The 17,192-nt window shown below is 50.9% G+C and carries 24 protein-coding genes and 1 pseudogene; all 25 read left to right on the top strand.

Features of this window, described 5'->3' with window-relative positions; genetic code table 11:
* Nucleotides 1-2: 2 nt before the first annotated feature.
* The 25 genes and pseudogenes from fusA (at nt 3) to EL633_RS07895 (ending at nt 16,896) form a co-directional block, all read left to right on the top strand.
* On the top strand, nt 3-2,081 hold the full coding sequence (gene fusA / locus EL633_RS08015; protein WP_126626685.1) for an elongation factor G: 2,079 nt from the start codon (nt 3-5) through the stop codon (nt 2,079-2,081).
* A gap of 314 nt (nt 2,082-2,395) precedes the next feature.
* Nucleotides 2,396-3,601, top strand: a complete 1,206-nt coding sequence (tuf, locus tag EL633_RS08010) for an elongation factor Tu (RefSeq protein WP_126626684.1) — start codon at nt 2,396-2,398, stop codon at nt 3,599-3,601.
* An 86-nt stretch (nt 3,602-3,687) separates the two neighbouring features.
* Complete coding sequence (gene rpsJ, locus EL633_RS08005; protein WP_126626683.1) at nt 3,688-4,005, top strand: 30S ribosomal protein S10; 318 nt, start codon at nt 3,688-3,690, stop codon at nt 4,003-4,005.
* Between the two features lie 53 nt (nt 4,006-4,058).
* Nucleotides 4,059-4,868, top strand: coding sequence for a 50S ribosomal protein L3 (gene rplC / locus EL633_RS08000; protein WP_126626682.1), 810 nt, complete (start codon nt 4,059-4,061; stop codon nt 4,866-4,868).
* Nucleotides 4,869-4,873: 5 nt separating this feature from the next.
* Nucleotides 4,874-5,575 carry a 50S ribosomal protein L4 gene (gene rplD, locus EL633_RS07995; protein WP_126626681.1) on the top strand — a complete coding sequence of 234 codons (702 nt, stop codon included), beginning with the start codon at nt 4,874-4,876 and terminating at the stop codon, nt 5,573-5,575.
* A gap of 17 nt (nt 5,576-5,592) precedes the next feature.
* Nucleotides 5,593-5,889, top strand: a complete 297-nt coding sequence (rplW, locus tag EL633_RS07990; protein ID WP_126626680.1) for a 50S ribosomal protein L23 — start codon at nt 5,593-5,595, stop codon at nt 5,887-5,889.
* An 11-nt stretch (nt 5,890-5,900) separates the two neighbouring features.
* Nucleotides 5,901-6,740 carry a 50S ribosomal protein L2 gene (gene rplB, locus EL633_RS07985; RefSeq protein ID WP_126626679.1) on the top strand — a complete coding sequence of 280 codons (840 nt, stop codon included), beginning with the start codon at nt 5,901-5,903 and terminating at the stop codon, nt 6,738-6,740.
* Nucleotides 6,741-6,743: 3 nt separating this feature from the next.
* Complete coding sequence (gene rpsS, locus EL633_RS07980; protein ID WP_126626678.1) at nt 6,744-7,031, top strand: 30S ribosomal protein S19; 288 nt, start codon at nt 6,744-6,746, stop codon at nt 7,029-7,031.
* Nucleotides 7,032-7,151: 120 nt separating this feature from the next.
* The gene (gene rplV / locus EL633_RS07975; protein WP_126626677.1) at nt 7,152-7,502 is read left to right on the top strand and encodes a 50S ribosomal protein L22; all 351 of its coding nucleotides are present in this window, start codon (nt 7,152-7,154) and stop codon (nt 7,500-7,502) included.
* Nucleotides 7,503-7,525: 23 nt separating this feature from the next.
* The gene (rpsC, locus tag EL633_RS38105) at nt 7,526-8,572 is read left to right on the top strand and encodes a 30S ribosomal protein S3 (RefSeq protein ID WP_126626676.1); all 1,047 of its coding nucleotides are present in this window, start codon (nt 7,526-7,528) and stop codon (nt 8,570-8,572) included.
* Between the two features lie 14 nt (nt 8,573-8,586).
* Nucleotides 8,587-9,018, top strand: a complete 432-nt coding sequence (gene rplP, locus EL633_RS07965; RefSeq protein WP_126626675.1) for a 50S ribosomal protein L16 — start codon at nt 8,587-8,589, stop codon at nt 9,016-9,018.
* Nucleotides 9,005-9,214 (top strand): 50S ribosomal protein L29, encoded by a 210-nt coding sequence (gene rpmC, locus EL633_RS07960; RefSeq protein WP_218027441.1) that lies wholly within the window; start codon nt 9,005-9,007, stop codon nt 9,212-9,214. Before rplP ends, rpmC begins: the two co-directional genes overlap by 14 nt.
* Entirely contained in the window at nt 9,214-9,594 is a 381-nt protein-coding gene (gene rpsQ, locus EL633_RS07955; RefSeq protein ID WP_126626674.1) for a 30S ribosomal protein S17, read from the top strand. The genes rpmC and rpsQ overlap by 1 nt, the downstream gene beginning before the upstream one ends.
* Before the next feature lie 13 nt (nt 9,595-9,607).
* Nucleotides 9,608-9,976: a 50S ribosomal protein L14 gene (gene rplN, locus EL633_RS07950; protein WP_126626673.1), complete on the top strand. Its 369-nt coding sequence runs from the start codon at nt 9,608-9,610 to the stop codon at nt 9,974-9,976.
* A 56-nt stretch (nt 9,977-10,032) separates the two neighbouring features.
* Nucleotides 10,033-10,374 carry a 50S ribosomal protein L24 gene (gene rplX / locus EL633_RS07945; protein ID WP_126629374.1) on the top strand — a complete coding sequence of 114 codons (342 nt, stop codon included), beginning with the start codon at nt 10,033-10,035 and terminating at the stop codon, nt 10,372-10,374.
* Nucleotides 10,375-10,379: 5 nt separating this feature from the next.
* Nucleotides 10,380-10,922: a 50S ribosomal protein L5 gene (gene rplE / locus EL633_RS07940; protein ID WP_126626672.1), complete on the top strand. Its 543-nt coding sequence runs from the start codon at nt 10,380-10,382 to the stop codon at nt 10,920-10,922.
* A gap of 14 nt (nt 10,923-10,936) precedes the next feature.
* Nucleotides 10,937-11,122, top strand: coding sequence for a type Z 30S ribosomal protein S14 (locus EL633_RS07935; RefSeq protein WP_126549944.1), 186 nt, complete (start codon nt 10,937-10,939; stop codon nt 11,120-11,122).
* Between the two features lie 74 nt (nt 11,123-11,196).
* Nucleotides 11,197-11,592, top strand: a complete 396-nt coding sequence (rpsH, locus tag EL633_RS07930; RefSeq protein ID WP_126626671.1) for a 30S ribosomal protein S8 — start codon at nt 11,197-11,199, stop codon at nt 11,590-11,592.
* A 13-nt stretch (nt 11,593-11,605) separates the two neighbouring features.
* The gene (gene rplF, locus EL633_RS07925) at nt 11,606-12,181 is read left to right on the top strand and encodes a 50S ribosomal protein L6 (RefSeq protein WP_126626670.1); all 576 of its coding nucleotides are present in this window, start codon (nt 11,606-11,608) and stop codon (nt 12,179-12,181) included.
* 377 nt (nt 12,182-12,558) lie between these two features.
* Nucleotides 12,559-13,107 carry a 50S ribosomal protein L18 gene (locus EL633_RS38360; RefSeq protein WP_443090056.1) on the top strand — a complete coding sequence of 183 codons (549 nt, stop codon included), beginning with the start codon at nt 12,559-12,561 and terminating at the stop codon, nt 13,105-13,107.
* Between the two features lie 163 nt (nt 13,108-13,270).
* Nucleotides 13,271-13,768, top strand: a pseudogene (rpsE, locus tag EL633_RS07915) (30S ribosomal protein S5); the annotation flags it as partial.
* 224 nt (nt 13,769-13,992) lie between these two features.
* Nucleotides 13,993-14,187, top strand: a complete 195-nt coding sequence (gene rpmD / locus EL633_RS07910; protein WP_126626668.1) for a 50S ribosomal protein L30 — start codon at nt 13,993-13,995, stop codon at nt 14,185-14,187.
* Nucleotides 14,174-14,701: a 50S ribosomal protein L15 gene (gene rplO, locus EL633_RS07905; protein WP_126626667.1), complete on the top strand. Its 528-nt coding sequence runs from the start codon at nt 14,174-14,176 to the stop codon at nt 14,699-14,701. The genes rpmD and rplO overlap by 14 nt, the downstream gene beginning before the upstream one ends.
* A 108-nt stretch (nt 14,702-14,809) precedes the next feature.
* Nucleotides 14,810-16,138: a preprotein translocase subunit SecY gene (gene secY, locus EL633_RS07900; RefSeq protein ID WP_126626666.1), complete on the top strand. Its 1,329-nt coding sequence runs from the start codon at nt 14,810-14,812 to the stop codon at nt 16,136-16,138.
* Nucleotides 16,139-16,242: 104 nt separating this feature from the next.
* Nucleotides 16,243-16,896: an adenylate kinase gene (locus tag EL633_RS07895; RefSeq protein ID WP_126626665.1), complete on the top strand. Its 654-nt coding sequence runs from the start codon at nt 16,243-16,245 to the stop codon at nt 16,894-16,896.
* Nucleotides 16,897-17,192 lie beyond the last annotated feature (296 nt).

The raw sequence follows: 17,192 nt of genomic DNA, 5'->3' as shown, positions 1-17,192 counted from the left end.
TCATGGCAAGAGAATTTCCACTCGCGAAAACACGAAATATTGGTATCATCGCTCATATTGACGCTGGTAAAACGACCACCACTGAGCGTATCCTGTTCTACACCAAGAAGATCCACCGTATTGGTGAGGTGCATGAAGGGGCTGCGACCATGGACTGGATGGCGCAGGAGCAAGAGCGTGGCATCACGATTACATCGGCTGCTACAACTTGTTTCTGGCAGGACCACCGTATCAATATCATTGATACCCCGGGACACGTAGACTTTACCGCTGAAGTCGAGCGCTCATTGCGCGTTCTCGACGGTGGCGTAGTAGTCTTCGACGGTGTTGCTGGCGTAGAGCCACAGTCTGAGACTGTATGGCGCCAGGCCGACAAGTACGACGTTCCAAGGATGTGCTTTGTAAACAAGCTCGATCGCACCGGTGCCGACTTCTGGCGCTGCGTGGAAATGATCGGTGATCGCTTGACCAAGCATGCCCTTCCTATTCAGATTCCGATTGGTATGGAGTCCGATTTCAAAGGATACATCGATCTTTTGGAACAGAAGGCCATCGTTTATACCGATGACCTGGGCACAACGTCGAAACACGTTGATATTCCCGAGGACCTTCAGGCCTCATACGAACAGCATCGCGAAGCGCTGATTGAGCGCATCGCCGAGTCTGACGAAGAGTTGACCCTGAAATACCTCGAGGGAGAAGAGATCACCAAAGAAGAGCTGATTGCAGCCCTGCGTAAAGCCACCATTGCGAACAAAATCGTGCCAGTACTGTGTGGTAGCTCTTTGAAAAACAAGGGCGTTCAAGCTATGCTTGATGCAGTTGTTGCTTTCTTGCCTTCTCCATTGGATATCGAGATTCCAACCGGCATCAATCCTGATACCGAAGAGCAGATAACCCGTGAAGTTTCGGACGATGCACCATTTAGCGCACTGGTGTTTAAGATTGTCTCTGACCCATTTGTCGGCAGACTTTCCTATCTGCGTGTCTATTCTGGTACAATGACTAAAGGTGGCTCGATGGAAAACTCTACCAAGGGTAAAACCGAGCGCATTGGTCGTTTGCTCCGTATGCACGCTAATCACCGCGAAGATATCGATGAGATTCGCGCCGGTGACATCTGTGCCGCAGTTGGTCTGCGTAACACCTTTACTGGTGACACGCTCTCCGATCCACAGCAGCCGATTATCCTTGAGTCGATCCAGTTCCCTGAGCCGGTAATCGAATTGGCCGTTGAGCCAAGGACACGTGCCGACCAGGAAAAGATGGGTATCGCTCTTGGCAAGCTGGCTGAAGAGGATCCAACTTTCCGCGTCCATACTGACGAGGAGAGTGGCCAGACCATTATCGCTGGTATGGGTGAGTTGCACCTGGATGTACTTACAGATCGTCTCTTCCGCGAATTCAAAGTTGAGGCAAATGTTGGTCGTCCACAGGTAGCATATCGTGAGACCATCACAAAGCAGGCGCAAGCACAAGGTAAGCATGTTCGTCAGACTGGTGGACATGGACAATACGGTGATGTCTGGCTGCGTGTTGAGCCAAACGAAACAGGTAAGGGTTTTGAATTTGTCAATGGCATCGTCGGTGGTGTTGTTCCAAAAGAATACATCAAGCCGGTTGAAAATGGTGTCAGAGAGACATTGGAAAACGGTATTGTTGCTGGCTTCCCAATGATTGATGTCAAAGTCACCCTGTATGATGGTTCATACCATGATGTAGACTCAAGTGAAATGGCCTTTAAAACCGCTGGTTCGATTGGTATCAAAAACGCGGTTGCCAAGGCTGGAGCGATCATCCTTGAGCCTATGATGAAAGTCGAAGTCACAACCTCCGAAGAATTCTACGGAGATGTCATTGGCGATCTTAACCGTCGCCGTGGTATCATTCAAGGAATGGAATCCCGTGGGGCGACGAGTGTGGTGCGGGGTCATGTACCTCTTTCCGAAATGTTCGGCTACGTGAACGAGCTCCGTTCTATGACCAGTGGACGTGCGGCATATACGATGGAATTCTCGCACTATGATCCAGTGCCAAAGAATCTAGCGGATGAGATTGTCGCGAAGCGTTCAGCGCGCTAAGCGCTAAAAAGATTTCCGGGGGATGTCTGCAAGTGGCATCCCCCCCAACTTGAGATAGGTAAACCTGGGGATGATAATCTCCCCCCCACAATCTCCTGTCATCAAAAACTTCTGAATGCATTCAGAAAATGCCACTCTGTGGTCTGTGCTGTATGCCATCTGAACATGAAGAAGTACGAGCGAAAAGTAAGCATTCATTAAAGTACTTCACTGGCTCGGTGCCGAATTCAGGGAACAGGCCGACCGAGTAGAAGTATCTTAAAAGAAATGTGTCCTGCGTGTTCGCAGGATTAAAAAAAGTAAGAGGAATTGACATGGCGAAGAAAAAGTTCGAGCGGACAAAGCCGCATGTGAACATTGGAACCATTGGACACATTGACCATGGCAAGACTACCCTGACTGCAGCAATCACAAAAGTATTGTCTGCTGCTCAGCTTGCCAAATATACAGCATTCGACCAGATCGATAAAGCTCCAGAAGAGCGCGAGCGTGGTATCACCATCTCGATTGCCCACCTGGAGTATGAGACTGAGAAGCGCCACTACGCGCACGTTGACTGCCCAGGTCACGCTGACTATATTAAGAACATGATCACCGGTGCCGCTCAGATGGACGGTGCTATCCTCGTAGTAAGTGCTCCTGATGGCCCTATGCCTCAGACCCGTGAGCACGTACTGCTGGCCCGCCAGGTTGAAGTACCTGCAATGGTGGTCTTCCTGAACAAGGTTGACATGATGGAAGACGAAGAGCTCCTAGAGCTGGTTGAGTTGGAAGTTCGTGAACTTCTCTCCAAATACCAGTTCCCTGGCGATGATGTCCCCGTCATCCGTGGTTCAGCTCTGAACGTCCTCGAGGGTAAAGGCGACATGTCCCGCAATGATCCTGCTGCCAAGTGCATCTGGGAATTGATGGATCAGGTCGACGAATACATCCCCACCCCCCCACGTGCTACCGATCAGCCATTCTTGATGCCTGTTGAAGATGTCTTCGGTATTAAAGGTCGCGGTACTGTTGCTACCGGTCGTATCGAGCGTGGTATCGTCAAAGTTGGCGATAACATCGAGATCGTCGGTATTCAGGATGTGACTCGCTCAGTGGTTGTAACTGGCGTTGAAATGTTCCAGAAAACTCTGGACTCCGGTATGGCCGGTGACAACGTTGGTTGTCTGCTGCGTGGTGTTGAGCGTGCCGACATCGAGCGCGGTCAGGTATTGGCCAAGCCCGGTTCGATCAAGCCACACAAAAACTTCCTGGCTCAGGTGTACGTCCTCTCGAAAGAAGAGGGTGGCCGTCACACACCATTCTTTAACGGCTATCGCCCACAGTTCTACGTGCGGACAACCGACGTAACTGGCTCGATCAAGCTGCCAGAAGGTGTTGAAATGGTTATGCCTGGCGACAACATCGAAATGACCGTGGAACTCATCCAGCCGGTCGCTATGGAAGAAGGCGTGAAATTCGCCATCCGCGAAGGTGGCCGCACCGTTGGTGCTGGCATCTGCACAAAGGTGCTTAACTAAGCAACGCAAAAAGGGTCATGGACACAGCTCAAGCAAACAAAGTGAGCGAAATCGCCCTCTGACCCTATCCGTATCAGGAGAGAAAAATGGCTACGGGAGTGAAACAGCGCATCCGCATTCGCCTCAAGGCATACGATCATCGCATTTTAGACCAATCGGCGATTCAGATCGTGGATACAGCGCAACAGACAGGCGCACGCGTCTCCGGACCAGTGCCCCTGCCAACCGAGATCAATAAATACACCGTTATGCGGTCACCCTTTATCGACAAAGATGCTCGTGAACAGTTCGAGATTCGTACACACAAGCGCTTGATTGATATCATTGATCCAACCAACAAAACTGTTGAGGCCCTGACACGTTTGAACCTGCCCGCAGGCGTGGATATCGAAGTAAAACTGTAGGGATCGCTCGAGAAGCAACCACTATTCCCTATAGTTGAGGAGAGGTAAAGAATATGCTGAATGCATTGTTGGGCAGGAAGGTCGGCATGACCCAGGTATTTGGGCCCAATGGAACAGCCATTCCAGTGACGATTATCGAGGCTGGCCCTTGTGTTGTCACCCAGGTAAAGACTGTGGCCAGCGATGGTTACGAAGCAGTCCAGCTTGGTTTTGAACAGAAGACAACAAAGAACGTCACACGTCCAGAGCTGGGACATCTCGGACATAGCCTGCCATTATTGAAGGCACAGCGTAAGTCGTTGCAGACGCATCAGCAAGAGCAGCGTACTGAAAACGCAACCGAGACAGCGGAAGCAGAGACTGCGACCGACAAGAAGAAAAATAGCAAGCAGATCCAGAAGCTGCTGAAGGTTCAAGCGAACCGCCAGCGTCGCCCAGGTCCAAGCCTTGGCCCATTCCGCGTCCTGCGTGAAGTTGGCCTTGACAACGGTAACGAGGGTGTCGAGTTAGGCGCAGAGTTTGACGTCAGCCTTTTCCAGGACGGAGAGTCAGTTGACATCGTTGGAACCACCAAAGGTAAAGGTTTCCAGGGTGGTGTCAAACGACATGGATTCAGCGGCGGCCCCAAGACCCATGGTCAGTCAGACCGGCACCGTGCTCCAGGCTCCATTGGTTCAGGTACCACTCCAGGACGTGTCCTCAAAGGCACCCGGATGGCTGGACAAATGGGTAATGTGCGCGTGACAGCGAAAAAATTGCAAGTACTACAAGCTGATCCTGAGCGCAACCTGCTGGTGGTTAAAGGTTCGGTGCCTGGTGCCAATGGCGGCTTGCTCATGATTAAAAAGCATGTGATGAGGTAACCGAAATGCCCTCGACTACAGTGTATAATCAGGCCGGAGAGGCCGTAGAACAGCTCGAACTGAGTGAGCAGGTGTTCGGAGTTGCCCCTAATATGGCGGTTCTCCACCAGGTTGTGACAGCACAACTGGTCAATCGCCGGCAGGGTAACGCCTCAACCAAGACTCGCTCAGAAGTAAAAGGTGGCGGTAAAAAGCCATATCGGCAAAAAGGAACCGGCCGTGCGCGTCAGGGTAGTACCCGTGCGCCGCAGTTCCGTCATGGTGGTGTTGTGTTTGGTCCTCGACCACATCCATATCATCACGATGTGCCTAAGAAAATGCGCCGCCTGGCCATTCGTTCCGTTCTTTCGGACAAAGTGGCCAATGAAAACTTGATCGTTATCAAAGACCTGGTCCTGGATACTCCTCGTACCAAAGACATGTTGACGATTTTAAGCAAATTGCCTTCCAGTGGCGGTAAAAAAGTACTCATGATGTTGCCACAGCGGGATGAAAACGTGTTATTATCGACACGTAACATTTCCAACGCAAAGGTGCAGCATGTCTCCTCCATTAATGTTGTGGAGTTGCTGAAGCATGATTATCTGGTCATGCCTATGAAGACTGTACGCTGGATTGAATTAGTTTTCGGCGAAGGCCTGAGTGCGGAAGAAGCGAGCGCAAGAATCGCTGAAGACGTCTCAGCAAGCGCTGGAAGCGAAGCATAAGGCGAGGAGGAGAGACTGTGGAAATCACAGAAATACTGCGCCAGGGTATCGTGACCGAAAAATCGGTCAAGTTGCAAGAGCGAAATCAGTATACTTTTAAAGTGGCACTCACTGCCAACAAAATTGATGTCCGTCGGGCGGTTGAACAGCTTTTCAAAGTGAAAGTTGTAGCGGTCAACATCATGCGTATGCCTGGCAAGCCACGGCTGATTCGTCGACGTGGTGCTGCTCCTCGACCTGTTGAGGCCCGCGAATGGAAAAAAGCGATTGTCACCCTTGCTGAGGGCGAATCAATCGATGCATTGAAGGCATAGGGGATTGAGAGATGCCAACTAGACAGTATCGACCAACATCTCCTGGACGTCGCGGCATGTCGGTATCGACTTTCGAGGAGATCACCAAATCACGACCAGAGAAATCTCTGACCGTAAAGCTGAATAAGCACGCCGGACGTAACAACCAGGGTAAGATCACAACCCGCCATCATGGCGGTGGTGCCAAGCGCGCCTATCGTATTATTGATTTCAAGCGTAACAAGCTTGGAGTACCAGCCCGCGTGGCAGCGATCGAGTATGATCCAAATCGTACCTCACGCATTGCCCTGCTGTTCTATGTAGACGGCGAGAAACGTTATATTATCGCTCCTCTTGGTCTGCATGTTGGAGATCGTGTTGAGGCTGGCCCGGATGCCGACATTCGTGTTGGTAACGCCTTGCCGCTGAAAAACATCCCAACTGGTACCACGATCCATAACATTGAGCTGGAGCGCGGTCGCGGTGGACAACTCTGCCGGGGCGCTGGTGTTGGTGCCCAGTTGATGGCTAAAGAAGGCGATTATGCTCTTCTGCGTTTGCCATCAGGTGAGCAGCGCCAGGTACACATCATGTGTATGGCAACCATTGGTCAGGTCGGCAACGTTGACCACGAGAACCAGAGCCTGGGTAAGGCTGGACGTTCACGTCACCTTGGTCGCCGCCCAACCGTTCGTGGATCTGTTATGAACCCACGAGACCATCCTCATGGTGGTGGTGAGGGTCGCGCGCCTATCGGTGGTCAGCCACAGACACCCTGGGGTAAACCAGCCATGGGCTTCAAGACCCGCAGAAACAAGCGAACGGATCGCTTCATTGTCCGACGCCGCAATGCAGGCAGGAGGAGGAAGTAATATATGTCGCGCTCAAGAAAAAAAGGGCCATATATTCATGAGTCGCTCAGGAAAAAAGTCCTGGTTATGCGCAAAACTGGCGATCGCCGCGTGATCAAAACCTGGTCCCGCGCATCCATGATCTTCCCTGAAATGGTAGGGATGACCATTGGAGTCCATAATGGCAAGACTCATGTACCGGTTTTCATTAGCGAAAACATGGTAGGCCATAAACTGGGTGAATTTGCCCCCACCCGCCACTATCGTGGCCATGCGGGTGGCAAGAACGAAAAAACCACCAACGTTCGTTAGTGGTAAGTTAAGAGGCTCAAGCGGTGAGCCCTCCGAGGATACTGCAGGAACCATAGCTTATTGTTCCAGGGGCCGACCAATGAGAGTGCCCCTTCCTCGGGGTAAATTGTGAGGTTAGAGATGCAAGTCAGGGCTATTGCAAAAGATGTCGGCATTCCGCCGCGCAAGATGCGTCTGGTTACGAACGCGGTGAAAGGGCTTCGGGTAAATGAGGCTCTGGCTATTCTTCAGTTCTTGCCAAACGCTGGCGCGACACCTGTAAGCAAGGTAGTGGCTTCGGCCGCGGCAAACGCTGAGAATAACTACAATCTCAATCCAGATGACCTGTATATTCTTAATATTGTGGCGGATGATTCGTTCCGGATTAAACGTGTGAAACCACGGTCACATGGTCGGGCGGCTCGTATTTTACGTCGCTTCTGTCATGTAACAGTGATTGTCTCAGATGATCCGGCAGACGCTGGTCGTTAGAGACTACTAAAAGGAGGACACTTTTGGGACATAAAGTGCATCCCAATGGGTTCAGACTCGGCGTCGTCAGAGGGTGGCAATCCCGCTGGTATGCTGAGCGTGATTATAAAGATATCCTGGCGGAGGATTTCAAAATCCGTCAGATCATCACGAAAGAGCTTGCCAACGCTTCAGTTTCTAAAATTGAGATTGAGCGTACCGCTGCTGACCAGGTTCTGGTCAAAGTTCATACAGCGAAACCTGGTATTGTCATCGGTAAGAGCGGCGAAAAAGTTGACAAACTTCGTAACCTGCTTGAAACCAAGACCAAAAAGCGTCGCGTACGCATGGATATCATCGAGATCCGCCAGCCGGAACTGGATGCTCTCCTCGTTGGTCGTAGTATTGCCGAGCAGCTCGAGAAGCGCGTTTCATTCCGACGTGCGATGAAACAGGCCGTGCAGAAATCAATGCGCGCCAATGCTAAAGGAATTAAAGTGATCTGTGGTGGCCGACTGGGTGGTGCGGAAATCGCTCGTACTGAGAAAGAAGTCGAGGGAAGTGTTCCGTTGCAGACCCTGCGCGCCGACATTGATTATGGTCAGACAGAGGCCCACACAACATTTGGTGTTATCGGCATCAAAGTGTGGATCTACAAAGGTGATATTCTGCCAAGCAAACGCCGTGAACTGGCTGAAGCTCAAGTGGAAGCTGCCGCGCAACAGAACTATGCATCACGTGATCGTGGTGACCGTCGCGGTGGTGAGCGTCGAGGACGTGGTGATCGCCCACAACAGGGTGCAGATCGCGGTCCACGTACACCAGGTGATCGTCCGCGCGGTGGAGACCGTGGTCCACGCCCAACAGGCGACCGACCCCAGCGTCCACCCAGACCAGCAGGCGACCGCCCACAAGGTGAGCGCAGTCCACGCCCAGGTGGAGACCGTGGTCCACGCCCAACAGGCGACCGACCCCAGCGTCCACCCCGTCAGCCACGTCCTGAGCAGCAGACACCTGTCAGTGAGAGCACTGCTCCTGCCGAGACCGTAACAAAGTCAACGCCTGATAGCAGCGCCACTCAGAGCGAGTAGAGGAGAGCTAAGCCATGTTATTGGCACCATCACGTACAAAATATCGTCGACAGCACCGTGGACGTATGAGAGGCGAAGCCTTACGCGGCAGCACGCTCTCTTTTGGCGAATATGGTTTGCAGGCCCTTGAGGCCTGCTGGATGGAAGCTCGTCAGATCGAATCAGCACGTATTGCGCTCACCCGCTTCATGAAGCGTGGTGGTAAAGTGTGGATCCGTGTTTTCCCTGACAAGCCTATCAGCGCCAAACCTGCTGAAACCCGTATGGGTAGCGGTAAAGGTGCTGTTGATCACTGGGTAGCGGTCGTTAAACCTGGCCGTATCATTTTTGAGATCGGTGGCGTGAGCGAAGCAATTGCGAAAGAAGCTGTGCGCCTGGCTGGTCACAAATTGCCCGTGAAGACCCGCTTTATTACACGAGGGGAGGCGGAGAGTGTCGAAGCTTAAAGACAGCCGTAAACGGATTGCAGATTTATCGGTTGGTGAAGCGCAGAATGAGCTGAAAGATCTGCGCTTGAAACTGTTCAACCTCCGTTTGCAACAGCAGCGCGGTGAAGTAAAAAACAGCCGTGTCTTTGCAGAGACTCGTAAAGATATCGCGCGTCTCCTACATCGCCTAACCATATTGGAGAATGAGCAATAATGACACAGCAATCCAACGCGATCACACCTGAACAGGCTATGGCTGCGGCTCAGAAAACGAGCCGCCGTCAGCAAAAAGTCGGTCGTGTGGTTAGCAATAAAACGGATAAGACGATTGTTGTTGTCGTCGAGTCCTTGAAAAAGCATCGCATCTACAAGCGTACGTACAAACAGACAAAACGCTTCCATGCGCATGATGAGAACAACATTTGTCAGGAAGGCGATCTGGTTCGTATCGAAGAGAGCCGCCCGCTGAGTAAATTAAAGCGCTGGCGTCTGGTCGAAATCGTAAAACACGGTTCCGGCATTGTTCCAGTGGAACAAGTTGTGGCTGAGGTCGATCCTAACCTGAAGGACGAGACCGCTGAGTCGGCGGAATAGGGAGAATTGACAGATGATTCAGCCACAGACACGCCTGAAAGTCGCCGACAACACTGGCGCAAAAGAAATTATGTGCATTCGCGTTATGAGTGGTTCAGCCAAACGCTATGCCGAAGTTGGCGATGTAATTAAAGCCTCTGTTAAGCAGGCTACGCCAAATGGACAGGTGAAAAAGGGCGAAGTTGTAAATGCTGTTGTGGTGCGTGTTTCCAAAGAATATTCACGCCCCGATGGTTCACACATTCGCTTCGATGAGAACGCTGCCGTGATTATTGCTGCTGGTAACAATCCACGTGGCACGCGTATCTTCGGACCAGTGGCCCGCGAGTTACGTGAGAAAAACTTCACACGACTCGTTTCGCTCGCACCTGAAGTGCTCTAACGGGGAAGAAGATGGCAACACATTTAAAAAATAAAAAGCCCCTGCATCTTATCAAAATGAACATTAAGAAGGGCGATCGAGTCGTCATTCTTGCTGGTAAAGATAGGAAAAAGGAAGGGACTGTTTCGCGCGCGCTTCCTCAGGCTAACAAAGTTATTGTTGAGGGCCTGAACGTTGTGAAGAAACATATCCGCCCACAGGGCCAGACACGGCAAGGTGGCGTGATTGAGAAGGCTATGCCCTTACATGTCTCAAACGTCATGTTGCTCTGCACTGAGTGCGGCAAGGCTACCCGTGTGGGTATTGAGCGTCGTCCCCTTGGGGCCGACCAGAAGGTACGTCCTGTGCGTGTATGTAAGCACTGCCATAAGGTTATTGCAGACCACACGAGGAGTTAAGAATTATGGCAACAGCATTTAAAGAGCGATATCGCCAGGAAGTTGTGCCTGCTCTGCAGAAAGAATTCTCTTATAAGAATCCTATGCAGGTTCCCGGCATCAATAAGGTTGTCGTCAATATCGGCATGGGAGAAGTAATCCAGAACGCTAAGGCGATGGATGCTGCTGTCGCCGATCTGGCCGCGATCACAGGGCAGCGCCCTGTGATTACGCGCGCCAAGAAATCGGTTGCGGCCTTCAAATTACGTGAAGGTATGCAGATCGGTTGTATGGTGACCTTGCGCGGTGCTCGCATGGAATACTTCCTTGATAAATTATTGAACGTGGCCCTGCCACGTATCCGTGACTTCCAGGGTGTTTCCCCGGACGCTTTCGACGGACGCGGCAACTACACATTGGGCTTGCGTGAACAACTGGTTTTTCCTGAGATCGATTATGATAAAGTTGACAAGTTGCGTGGTATGGAAATCACCATTGTGACGACGGCAACAACCGACCAGGAAGGCCGACGGCTGCTCGCATTGATGGGCATGCCCTTTAAGAAGTAACGCTGGAGGGCGGAATGGCAAAAATTTCAATGATTGTGAAGTCGCAGCGCAAGCCCCGATTTAAGGTGCAGCAGCATAACCGCTGCCAGGTCTGCGGCCGACCACGTGCATATATGCGCAAATTCGGTCTCTGCCGTATCTGCTTCCGCGAGCGTGCGTTACGCGGTGAGCTGCCCGGTGTGACCAAATCGAGCTGGTAGAATCGCGAAGATGAAAGGACATGTTGCAAGAAAGCCTGGGTGCTTTGACTGCTACATGATATGGAGGAACATCCATGAATATGACTGATCCCATTGCGGATATGCTTACGCGCATTCGTAATGCGGCCACAGCACGGCATACTCGCGTTTTGATTCCAGCATCGAAAATGAAGCTGAGTCTTGCGCGCGTGCTCAAAGAAGAAGGCTATATTAAGGACATCGAGATCCTGAAAGATAATCCACAGGGTACCTTGCGCCTGACATTGCGTTATGCAGAGAAGAAACCTGTCGTAACACAATTGAAGCGTGTGAGCAAACCAGGTCTGCGTGTCTATACCAAGCAGGCCAACATTCCTCGCGTACGCGGTGGATTGGGTGTAGCGATTCTTTCGACACCAAAGGGCTTGATGACCGGTTCGAACGCCTACAAGCAGGGTCTTGGCGGCGAAGTCATCTGCTACGTTTGGTAGAGGGAGGTATCACATGTCTCGTATTGGACGTTCTCCAATTGCTGTCCCACCAAAGGTACAGTTGAACTGGACCGATGACAATGTTGTAACTGTTAAAGGTCCAAAAGGTGAGCTGTCCCAGAAGGTCGATCCTGAATTAGCTTTAAAGCTTGAGGATGGCCAGCTGACAGTCTCCCGCCCTTCGGATAGCCGAGAGCATCGCTCAAAGCATGGTCTGTATCGCACCTTGATCAACAATATGGTGATTGGTGTGACCACAGGCTATACCAAATCTTTGGAGATCCATGGCGTTGGTTATCGTGCCGCTAAGGTTGGCAAAAACCTGGTGATCCTGGTTGGCTACTCCCATCCGATTGAGGTTCAGGCACCTGAGGGTGTCACCCTTTCTGTTGATGGTGTAGATGCAGCTACCAAGGCTACCAAAATTAGCGTCACTGGCATCGACAAACAGCTGGTTGGTGCAGTTGCTGCTGATATCCGCCGCGTGCGTAAGCCCGAGCCTTATAAAGGTAAAGGTATTCGCTATGCTGGTGAGAAGATTCGGCGTAAAGCTGGTAAAGCTGGTAAAGTCGGCGGTAAGAAAAAGTAACGCTAGCATCCTTCGTGTCCGTGATACAATCTATCTTAGTACTATCTGGATGGATTGTGCGCGGATACGACTTTCTGTGTAGGAGTCGCAGGGGAAAACTCGCGACATTAGCCAGATTGTGATACTATGGTGTGGGCTAAATAATTAAACCCATCCCTTTATATCTGTAGGCCACGCTATGTCCGGGGCCAGCAGATATGTCATCCAGCAATGTGTCAAACGCGACAATGAGAAGTATGTAACACGAGAGACGTAGTGCCGACCACGTCGCTCCCTACGCTTTTCATATTGCGCGTATCCAAAGAAAGGGGAATTGCAAAAGATAGCCTCTTTGTATTTTGAACAAAAATGGCCTGTATATCTTTTGTGATGAAACTATGATTAAAAAATTTGAAGCCAACAAGGCGCGGCTGCGGCGGCACCAGCGTATACGACGCCACTTCGAGGGTACCTCGTCACGTCCACGTTTGAATATCTTCCGCAGTGGACAGCATATCTATGCGCAGATTATAGACGACTCCATCGGCCAGACGTTGGTTGCAGCATCATCCATGGATGAGAGCCTGCAAAACTTTAAGCCAGAGCAGTCTTCCTCCGCAACAAAGGCCAGCGAAGTAGAAGCGCAGCAGCCAGAAGTTGAAGAAGTTGCTGCTGAAGCACCTGCCAAAAAAGGCAAAGGTGCCAAGCAACCTCGTACGGCGCAGCCTGCCGCCGTCAAAAAAGAAAAGAAGTCTCCTGTTGAGCAACTCGCTGGCATCTCCAGTAACCGCAAGGTTGCTATTGCACGCGAAGTAGGTAAAATTATCGCCCAGCGTGCCAAAGATAAAGGCATTGCCCAGGTTGTCTTTGATCGTGGTGGCTATGCCTATCATGGACGTGTCGCAGCATTGGCTGAAGGCGCCCGTGAGGTTGGCCTGGACTTCTAGGCCCCCGAGGCAACCTTTCGTGCGTGTGAGAACGGGATGGATGCTGCCAGGCACACACGCTGTACAGAACGTCGACAGAGACAATGGCGAGTGATGTCCTGAAGAGAAGTATTGCAATCCGTTAGAAAAACGCGCATGAATTTAGAGGAGTAAGACAGAAAAAATGGCAAGAATAGATGCTTCAAAACTGAACCTTGAAGAGACAGTGGTAGAAGTAAGTCGTGTCTCCAAGGTGGTTAAAGGCGGTCGACGCTTTAGCATTCGTGCTCTGGTTGTTGTTGGTGATCGCAACGGACATGTGGGCTATGGTTTCGGCAAAGCAGGCGAATATACAGAGGCAATTCGTAAAGGTGTAGAGGATGCCAAGAAACATCTGGTAGAGATTCCTTTGACCGGTACGACCATTCCTTTCGCTGTTGTCTGCAACTTCGGTGCATCCGAAGTGCTGTTAAAGCCAGCCGCCCCTGGTACTGGTGTTATCGCTGGTGGTGCTGTTCGCGCGGTAATGGAATCAGCCGGTGTCCGTGACATCCTGACCAAGACCCTGGGAAGTACCAACAAGGCGAATACGGTCCAGGCTTGTATTGCTGGCCTGCGCGAACTGCGTTCAGCTGACGTTGAAGCTGCACGTCGTGGCAAAACCGTTGTTGAGCTTTTGGGTAAGAAACGTGCTGAGCAGCTCATCGCTGCTAATGCTGCCGCCGCTGAGCAGGCAGCCGCTGCACGCGCCGCCCGTGAGGAAGAGATCCGCGAGAGCCGTGCGGTTTCCAGTAACCGCCGTGAGCGTGGTGGTGATCGCCGTGGTGGCAACGATCGTGGCGGTAATGATCGCCGTGGTGGGAATGACCGCGGTGGTAGCGATCGTCGTCGATAGGAGTTTTTTAAATGGCAAAGCTACGTATAAAATGGGTCAGAAGCTCTATCGGCTACCCAAAAGATCAGAAAGATACGATTCGGGCTCTAGGCTTGCACAAGCTGCAACATACAGTTGAGCACAACGATCAGCCAGTGATACGTGGTATGATCCGCAAGGTGAGCCACCTGGTTCAAGTAGAGGAGATTATCAGTGAAACTCTCTGATTTGCGACCCGCTCCCGGTTCTCATAAGGCCGAGCGCCGTGTTGGCCGTGGCCATGGTTCCGGCCGTGGTAAGACCGCCGGTCGTGGTACAAAAGGACAGAAGGCACGTACTGGTGGACATGTTAACCGCTCATTCAATGGTGGTCAGACACGTCTCTCCAAGCGTCTACCATTTGTACGCGGTCTTGGAAATGGTACTTCCGTTTTCCGGGATGACTATACTATTATTAATATTGTAGACCTCGAGTTGTTTGAGGCTGGCTCTCAGGTTCATCCTGAGGAACTGGCTGGTCAGGGTCTGATGACTGCCGCTCAAGGCAAAGGACTGATCAAGGTCCTTGGCGATGGTGAGCTCGATCGTGCTCTAACCGTGCATGCACATAAATTTTCTGCAAGCGCGAAGGCCAAGATTGAGGCCGCCGGTGGCAGTGTAGAGATCATCCCAACCCGAGTCTATGAAAAGACCAAACGTCGTAAGGACGAGGACAAAAACACAGCTGAAGCTGAGCAGTAGGTAGTATGAGCCAGAGAGTGATCTTATCATCCTCTCTGGCATCTTGTCGCTATCAACCACTGTCTATGCTCTTAGCTGTGTCTGCGTTCTTCGCAAAAGGAGGCTCCCATGTGGGAAAAACTGCGTAGCATCTGGACAGTCCCTGATCTGCGCAAAAAGATCCTCTTCACTCTAGGAATGTTGCTGGTATTCCGCGTCCTGGCCCACATCAACGTTCCGTTGTCGCCTGATGAGCAGAAAAACCTCAACAGTCTTTTTAACAAGGGCGATAATCCGGTTGGGCAGCTGCTCGGCTTGCTTGACGTATTTTCTGGCGGATCTTTGCAGAACTTTTCGATTGTTGCTTTCTCTGTTTACCCCTATATTACTGCTACCATCGTGATGCAACTTTTGCAGCCGATTATTCCGGCGCTGCAGAACTTGTCTACCCAGGGTGAGTCGGGTCGCCTGCGCTTCAGTCAGATCACTCGTATTATTACTGTACCTCTGGCCTTCCTTCAGGGTATTGGACAATGTGCGCTTTTCCAGCAGGAGAAGGTACTGACCAATTTCAGCTTGATTGATCCCCAGTATGCGTTGCAGTCTTTTGCGATCCTGGCTTCCTTGATCTCAGGCACGATGATTCTGGTCTGGCTTGGTGAATTGATTACAGAGAAGGGCATCGGTAATGGTATCTCCATTATCATTCTGGCCAATATTCTCAGTAACCTGCCCAAGTATGTTCAGCAGGGTGCTGTCGCTGCCCAGAGTGGTGGTAGTGGCGCGGTTGTCAGCATTGGTGTCTTCTTGATCATCGGTGCGATTACTATCCTGGGTATCATTTATATCTACCTGGGTCAGAGACGTGTTCCTGTTCAGTATCCAACCAAACGTAATGTCGGTCGCGGCATGCTGGTCGGTTCTGCGCAGACCACATATATTCCGATGCAGATCAATAGCGCGGGTATGATTCCACTCATCTTCGCCTCTTCGATGCTGCTCTTTCCAACGGTTATCGCTCGCTATCTGAGCACCAGTCAAACACCCTGGATTAAAGACGTCGCGTTATGGATTTCTCTCTATTTGATTAATCCGAGCGAATGGTGGTACTGGATTATCAACTTTGCGCTGGTCGTCGCCTTCACATATTTTTATGCGTATGTGTTGTGGCAGCAGCAGAATATTCCAGAGAACCTGCAAAAACAGGGTGCATTTATTCCAGGTTATCGACCTGGTGAGCCAACCAGTCGCTACCTCTTGACTATCCTGAATCGTATCACCCTGGCGGGAGCTCTGTTCCTGGGAGTGATTACGGTTTTGCCGTTCATCGCGCGTGTTGGCGGAAGCCAGATGTTAGGTGCAGCTTCACTCTTGATTGCAGTGGGTGTTGTGCTTGATACGGTGCGGCAGCTGGAGTCCCAGATGGTGATGCGTAACTATTCAGGTTTTCTTTCCTAGACAAGGGGTTTTAAGGTGGCTGTTTCACTGGTTTCCCTTGAATGTCTATTGTTCATGGGGGAGAGCGATGCTGCTCTTCCTCGAATTTCCGTCGGAGGAAAATCGTGAATATTATCCTTTTAGGTGCACAGGGGTCGGGAAAGGGAACACAGGCCAAACGGCTTGCGCAGACCCTTGGTATGCATCATGTTTCAAGTGGTGACCTGTTTCGTAAAGCGTCTGAAGCTGGCACTGAGGTTGGTAAAAAAGCTCAGTCCTACTTCGATCGTGGTGAATTAGTTCCTGATGATTTGACCGTAGCTATGGTGTTAGAACATATTTCTCAGGAGAAGTATGTTCGAGACGGAGTCCTATTGGACGGTTTCCCTCGAACTATTGCACAGGCGCAAGCACTTGACCAGGGATTGTTACGTGTTGGTCGGTTTATCGATTGTAGCCTTTATCTAGAAGTTCCCCGTGAAGAGCTGCTTCATCGTTTATCGGGGCGCTACATTTGTCAGGCCAATCAACATGTGTATAATATTGACACGAATCCTCCGAAAGTCCCAGGTATCTGTGATCTGGATGGAAGTGAATTGTATCAAAGAGCCGACGATCAAGGTTCTGCAATCCAGAAACGTTTAGACATTTTCTTTAATGAGACGATACGCTTGTTAGATTACTATGAACAGCAGCATAAGCTGAAAACTGTGAATGGCAATCACAATATTGAGCAGGTCTCAAAAGATCTTATTCACGCTGTAAAAGCCTGTAAATAAGATCCGAGTGCAATTGATAGAAGTAGTAGAGGCAACTTTGCTACTTCTATCAATTGATTTTATACTGATCTTATCAATCTATTGTTCGTAAGTACTTTACGTCAGGTAAGTTAGTTACTATAATCTTTATGGCTATAGCGGTGGTACCAGGCTAACGCTATCCAGTGGATGGCTTGGGGTACTGTTTCTAGCGTAGTATATCGGGTAGAGAGCTGTGGCTATGATGTGTAAGGTTCCTTCAGGCTATGCTGGTTACCAGTTGTGTCTTGACTCGTTTAAAAACGAAGATGAGCCTA

It is taken from the genome of Dictyobacter alpinus (assembly GCF_003967575.1).
Lineage (GTDB): Bacteria > Chloroflexota > Ktedonobacteria > Ktedonobacterales > Ktedonobacteraceae > Dictyobacter > Dictyobacter alpinus.
Note: the sequence above shows the minus strand (reverse complement) of the source record. Positions and strands in the feature narration are given on the sequence as shown.

What these genes read in the sequence shown, in the direction of transcription:
- fusA (WP_126626685.1), top strand. Translation starts at nt 3, where the DNA reads ATGGCAAGAGAATTTCCACTCGCGAAAACACGAAATATTGGTATCATC.
- tuf (WP_126626684.1), top strand. Translation starts at nt 2,396, where the DNA reads ATGGCGAAGAAAAAGTTCGAGCGGACAAAGCCGCATGTGAACATTGGA.
- rpsJ (WP_126626683.1), top strand. Translation starts at nt 3,688, where the DNA reads ATGGCTACGGGAGTGAAACAGCGCATCCGCATTCGCCTCAAGGCATAC.
- rplC (WP_126626682.1), top strand. Translation starts at nt 4,059, where the DNA reads ATGCTGAATGCATTGTTGGGCAGGAAGGTCGGCATGACCCAGGTATTT.
- rplD (WP_126626681.1), top strand. Translation starts at nt 4,874, where the DNA reads ATGCCCTCGACTACAGTGTATAATCAGGCCGGAGAGGCCGTAGAACAG.
- rplB (WP_126626679.1), top strand. Translation starts at nt 5,901, where the DNA reads ATGCCAACTAGACAGTATCGACCAACATCTCCTGGACGTCGCGGCATG.
- rpsS (WP_126626678.1), top strand. Translation starts at nt 6,744, where the DNA reads ATGTCGCGCTCAAGAAAAAAAGGGCCATATATTCATGAGTCGCTCAGG.
- rplV (WP_126626677.1), top strand. Translation starts at nt 7,152, where the DNA reads ATGCAAGTCAGGGCTATTGCAAAAGATGTCGGCATTCCGCCGCGCAAG.
- rplP (WP_126626675.1), top strand. Translation starts at nt 8,587, where the DNA reads ATGTTATTGGCACCATCACGTACAAAATATCGTCGACAGCACCGTGGA.
- rpsQ (WP_126626674.1), top strand. Translation starts at nt 9,214, where the DNA reads ATGACACAGCAATCCAACGCGATCACACCTGAACAGGCTATGGCTGCG.
- rplN (WP_126626673.1), top strand. Translation starts at nt 9,608, where the DNA reads ATGATTCAGCCACAGACACGCCTGAAAGTCGCCGACAACACTGGCGCA.
- rplX (WP_126629374.1), top strand. Translation starts at nt 10,033, where the DNA reads ATGAACATTAAGAAGGGCGATCGAGTCGTCATTCTTGCTGGTAAAGAT.
- rplE (WP_126626672.1), top strand. Translation starts at nt 10,380, where the DNA reads ATGGCAACAGCATTTAAAGAGCGATATCGCCAGGAAGTTGTGCCTGCT.
- EL633_RS07935 (WP_126549944.1), top strand. Translation starts at nt 10,937, where the DNA reads ATGGCAAAAATTTCAATGATTGTGAAGTCGCAGCGCAAGCCCCGATTT.
- rpsH (WP_126626671.1), top strand. Translation starts at nt 11,197, where the DNA reads ATGAATATGACTGATCCCATTGCGGATATGCTTACGCGCATTCGTAAT.
- rplF (WP_126626670.1), top strand. Translation starts at nt 11,606, where the DNA reads ATGTCTCGTATTGGACGTTCTCCAATTGCTGTCCCACCAAAGGTACAG.
- EL633_RS38360 (WP_443090056.1), top strand. Translation starts at nt 12,559, where the DNA reads ATGATTAAAAAATTTGAAGCCAACAAGGCGCGGCTGCGGCGGCACCAG.
- rpmD (WP_126626668.1), top strand. Translation starts at nt 13,993, where the DNA reads ATGGCAAAGCTACGTATAAAATGGGTCAGAAGCTCTATCGGCTACCCA.
- secY (WP_126626666.1), top strand. Translation starts at nt 14,810, where the DNA reads ATGTGGGAAAAACTGCGTAGCATCTGGACAGTCCCTGATCTGCGCAAA.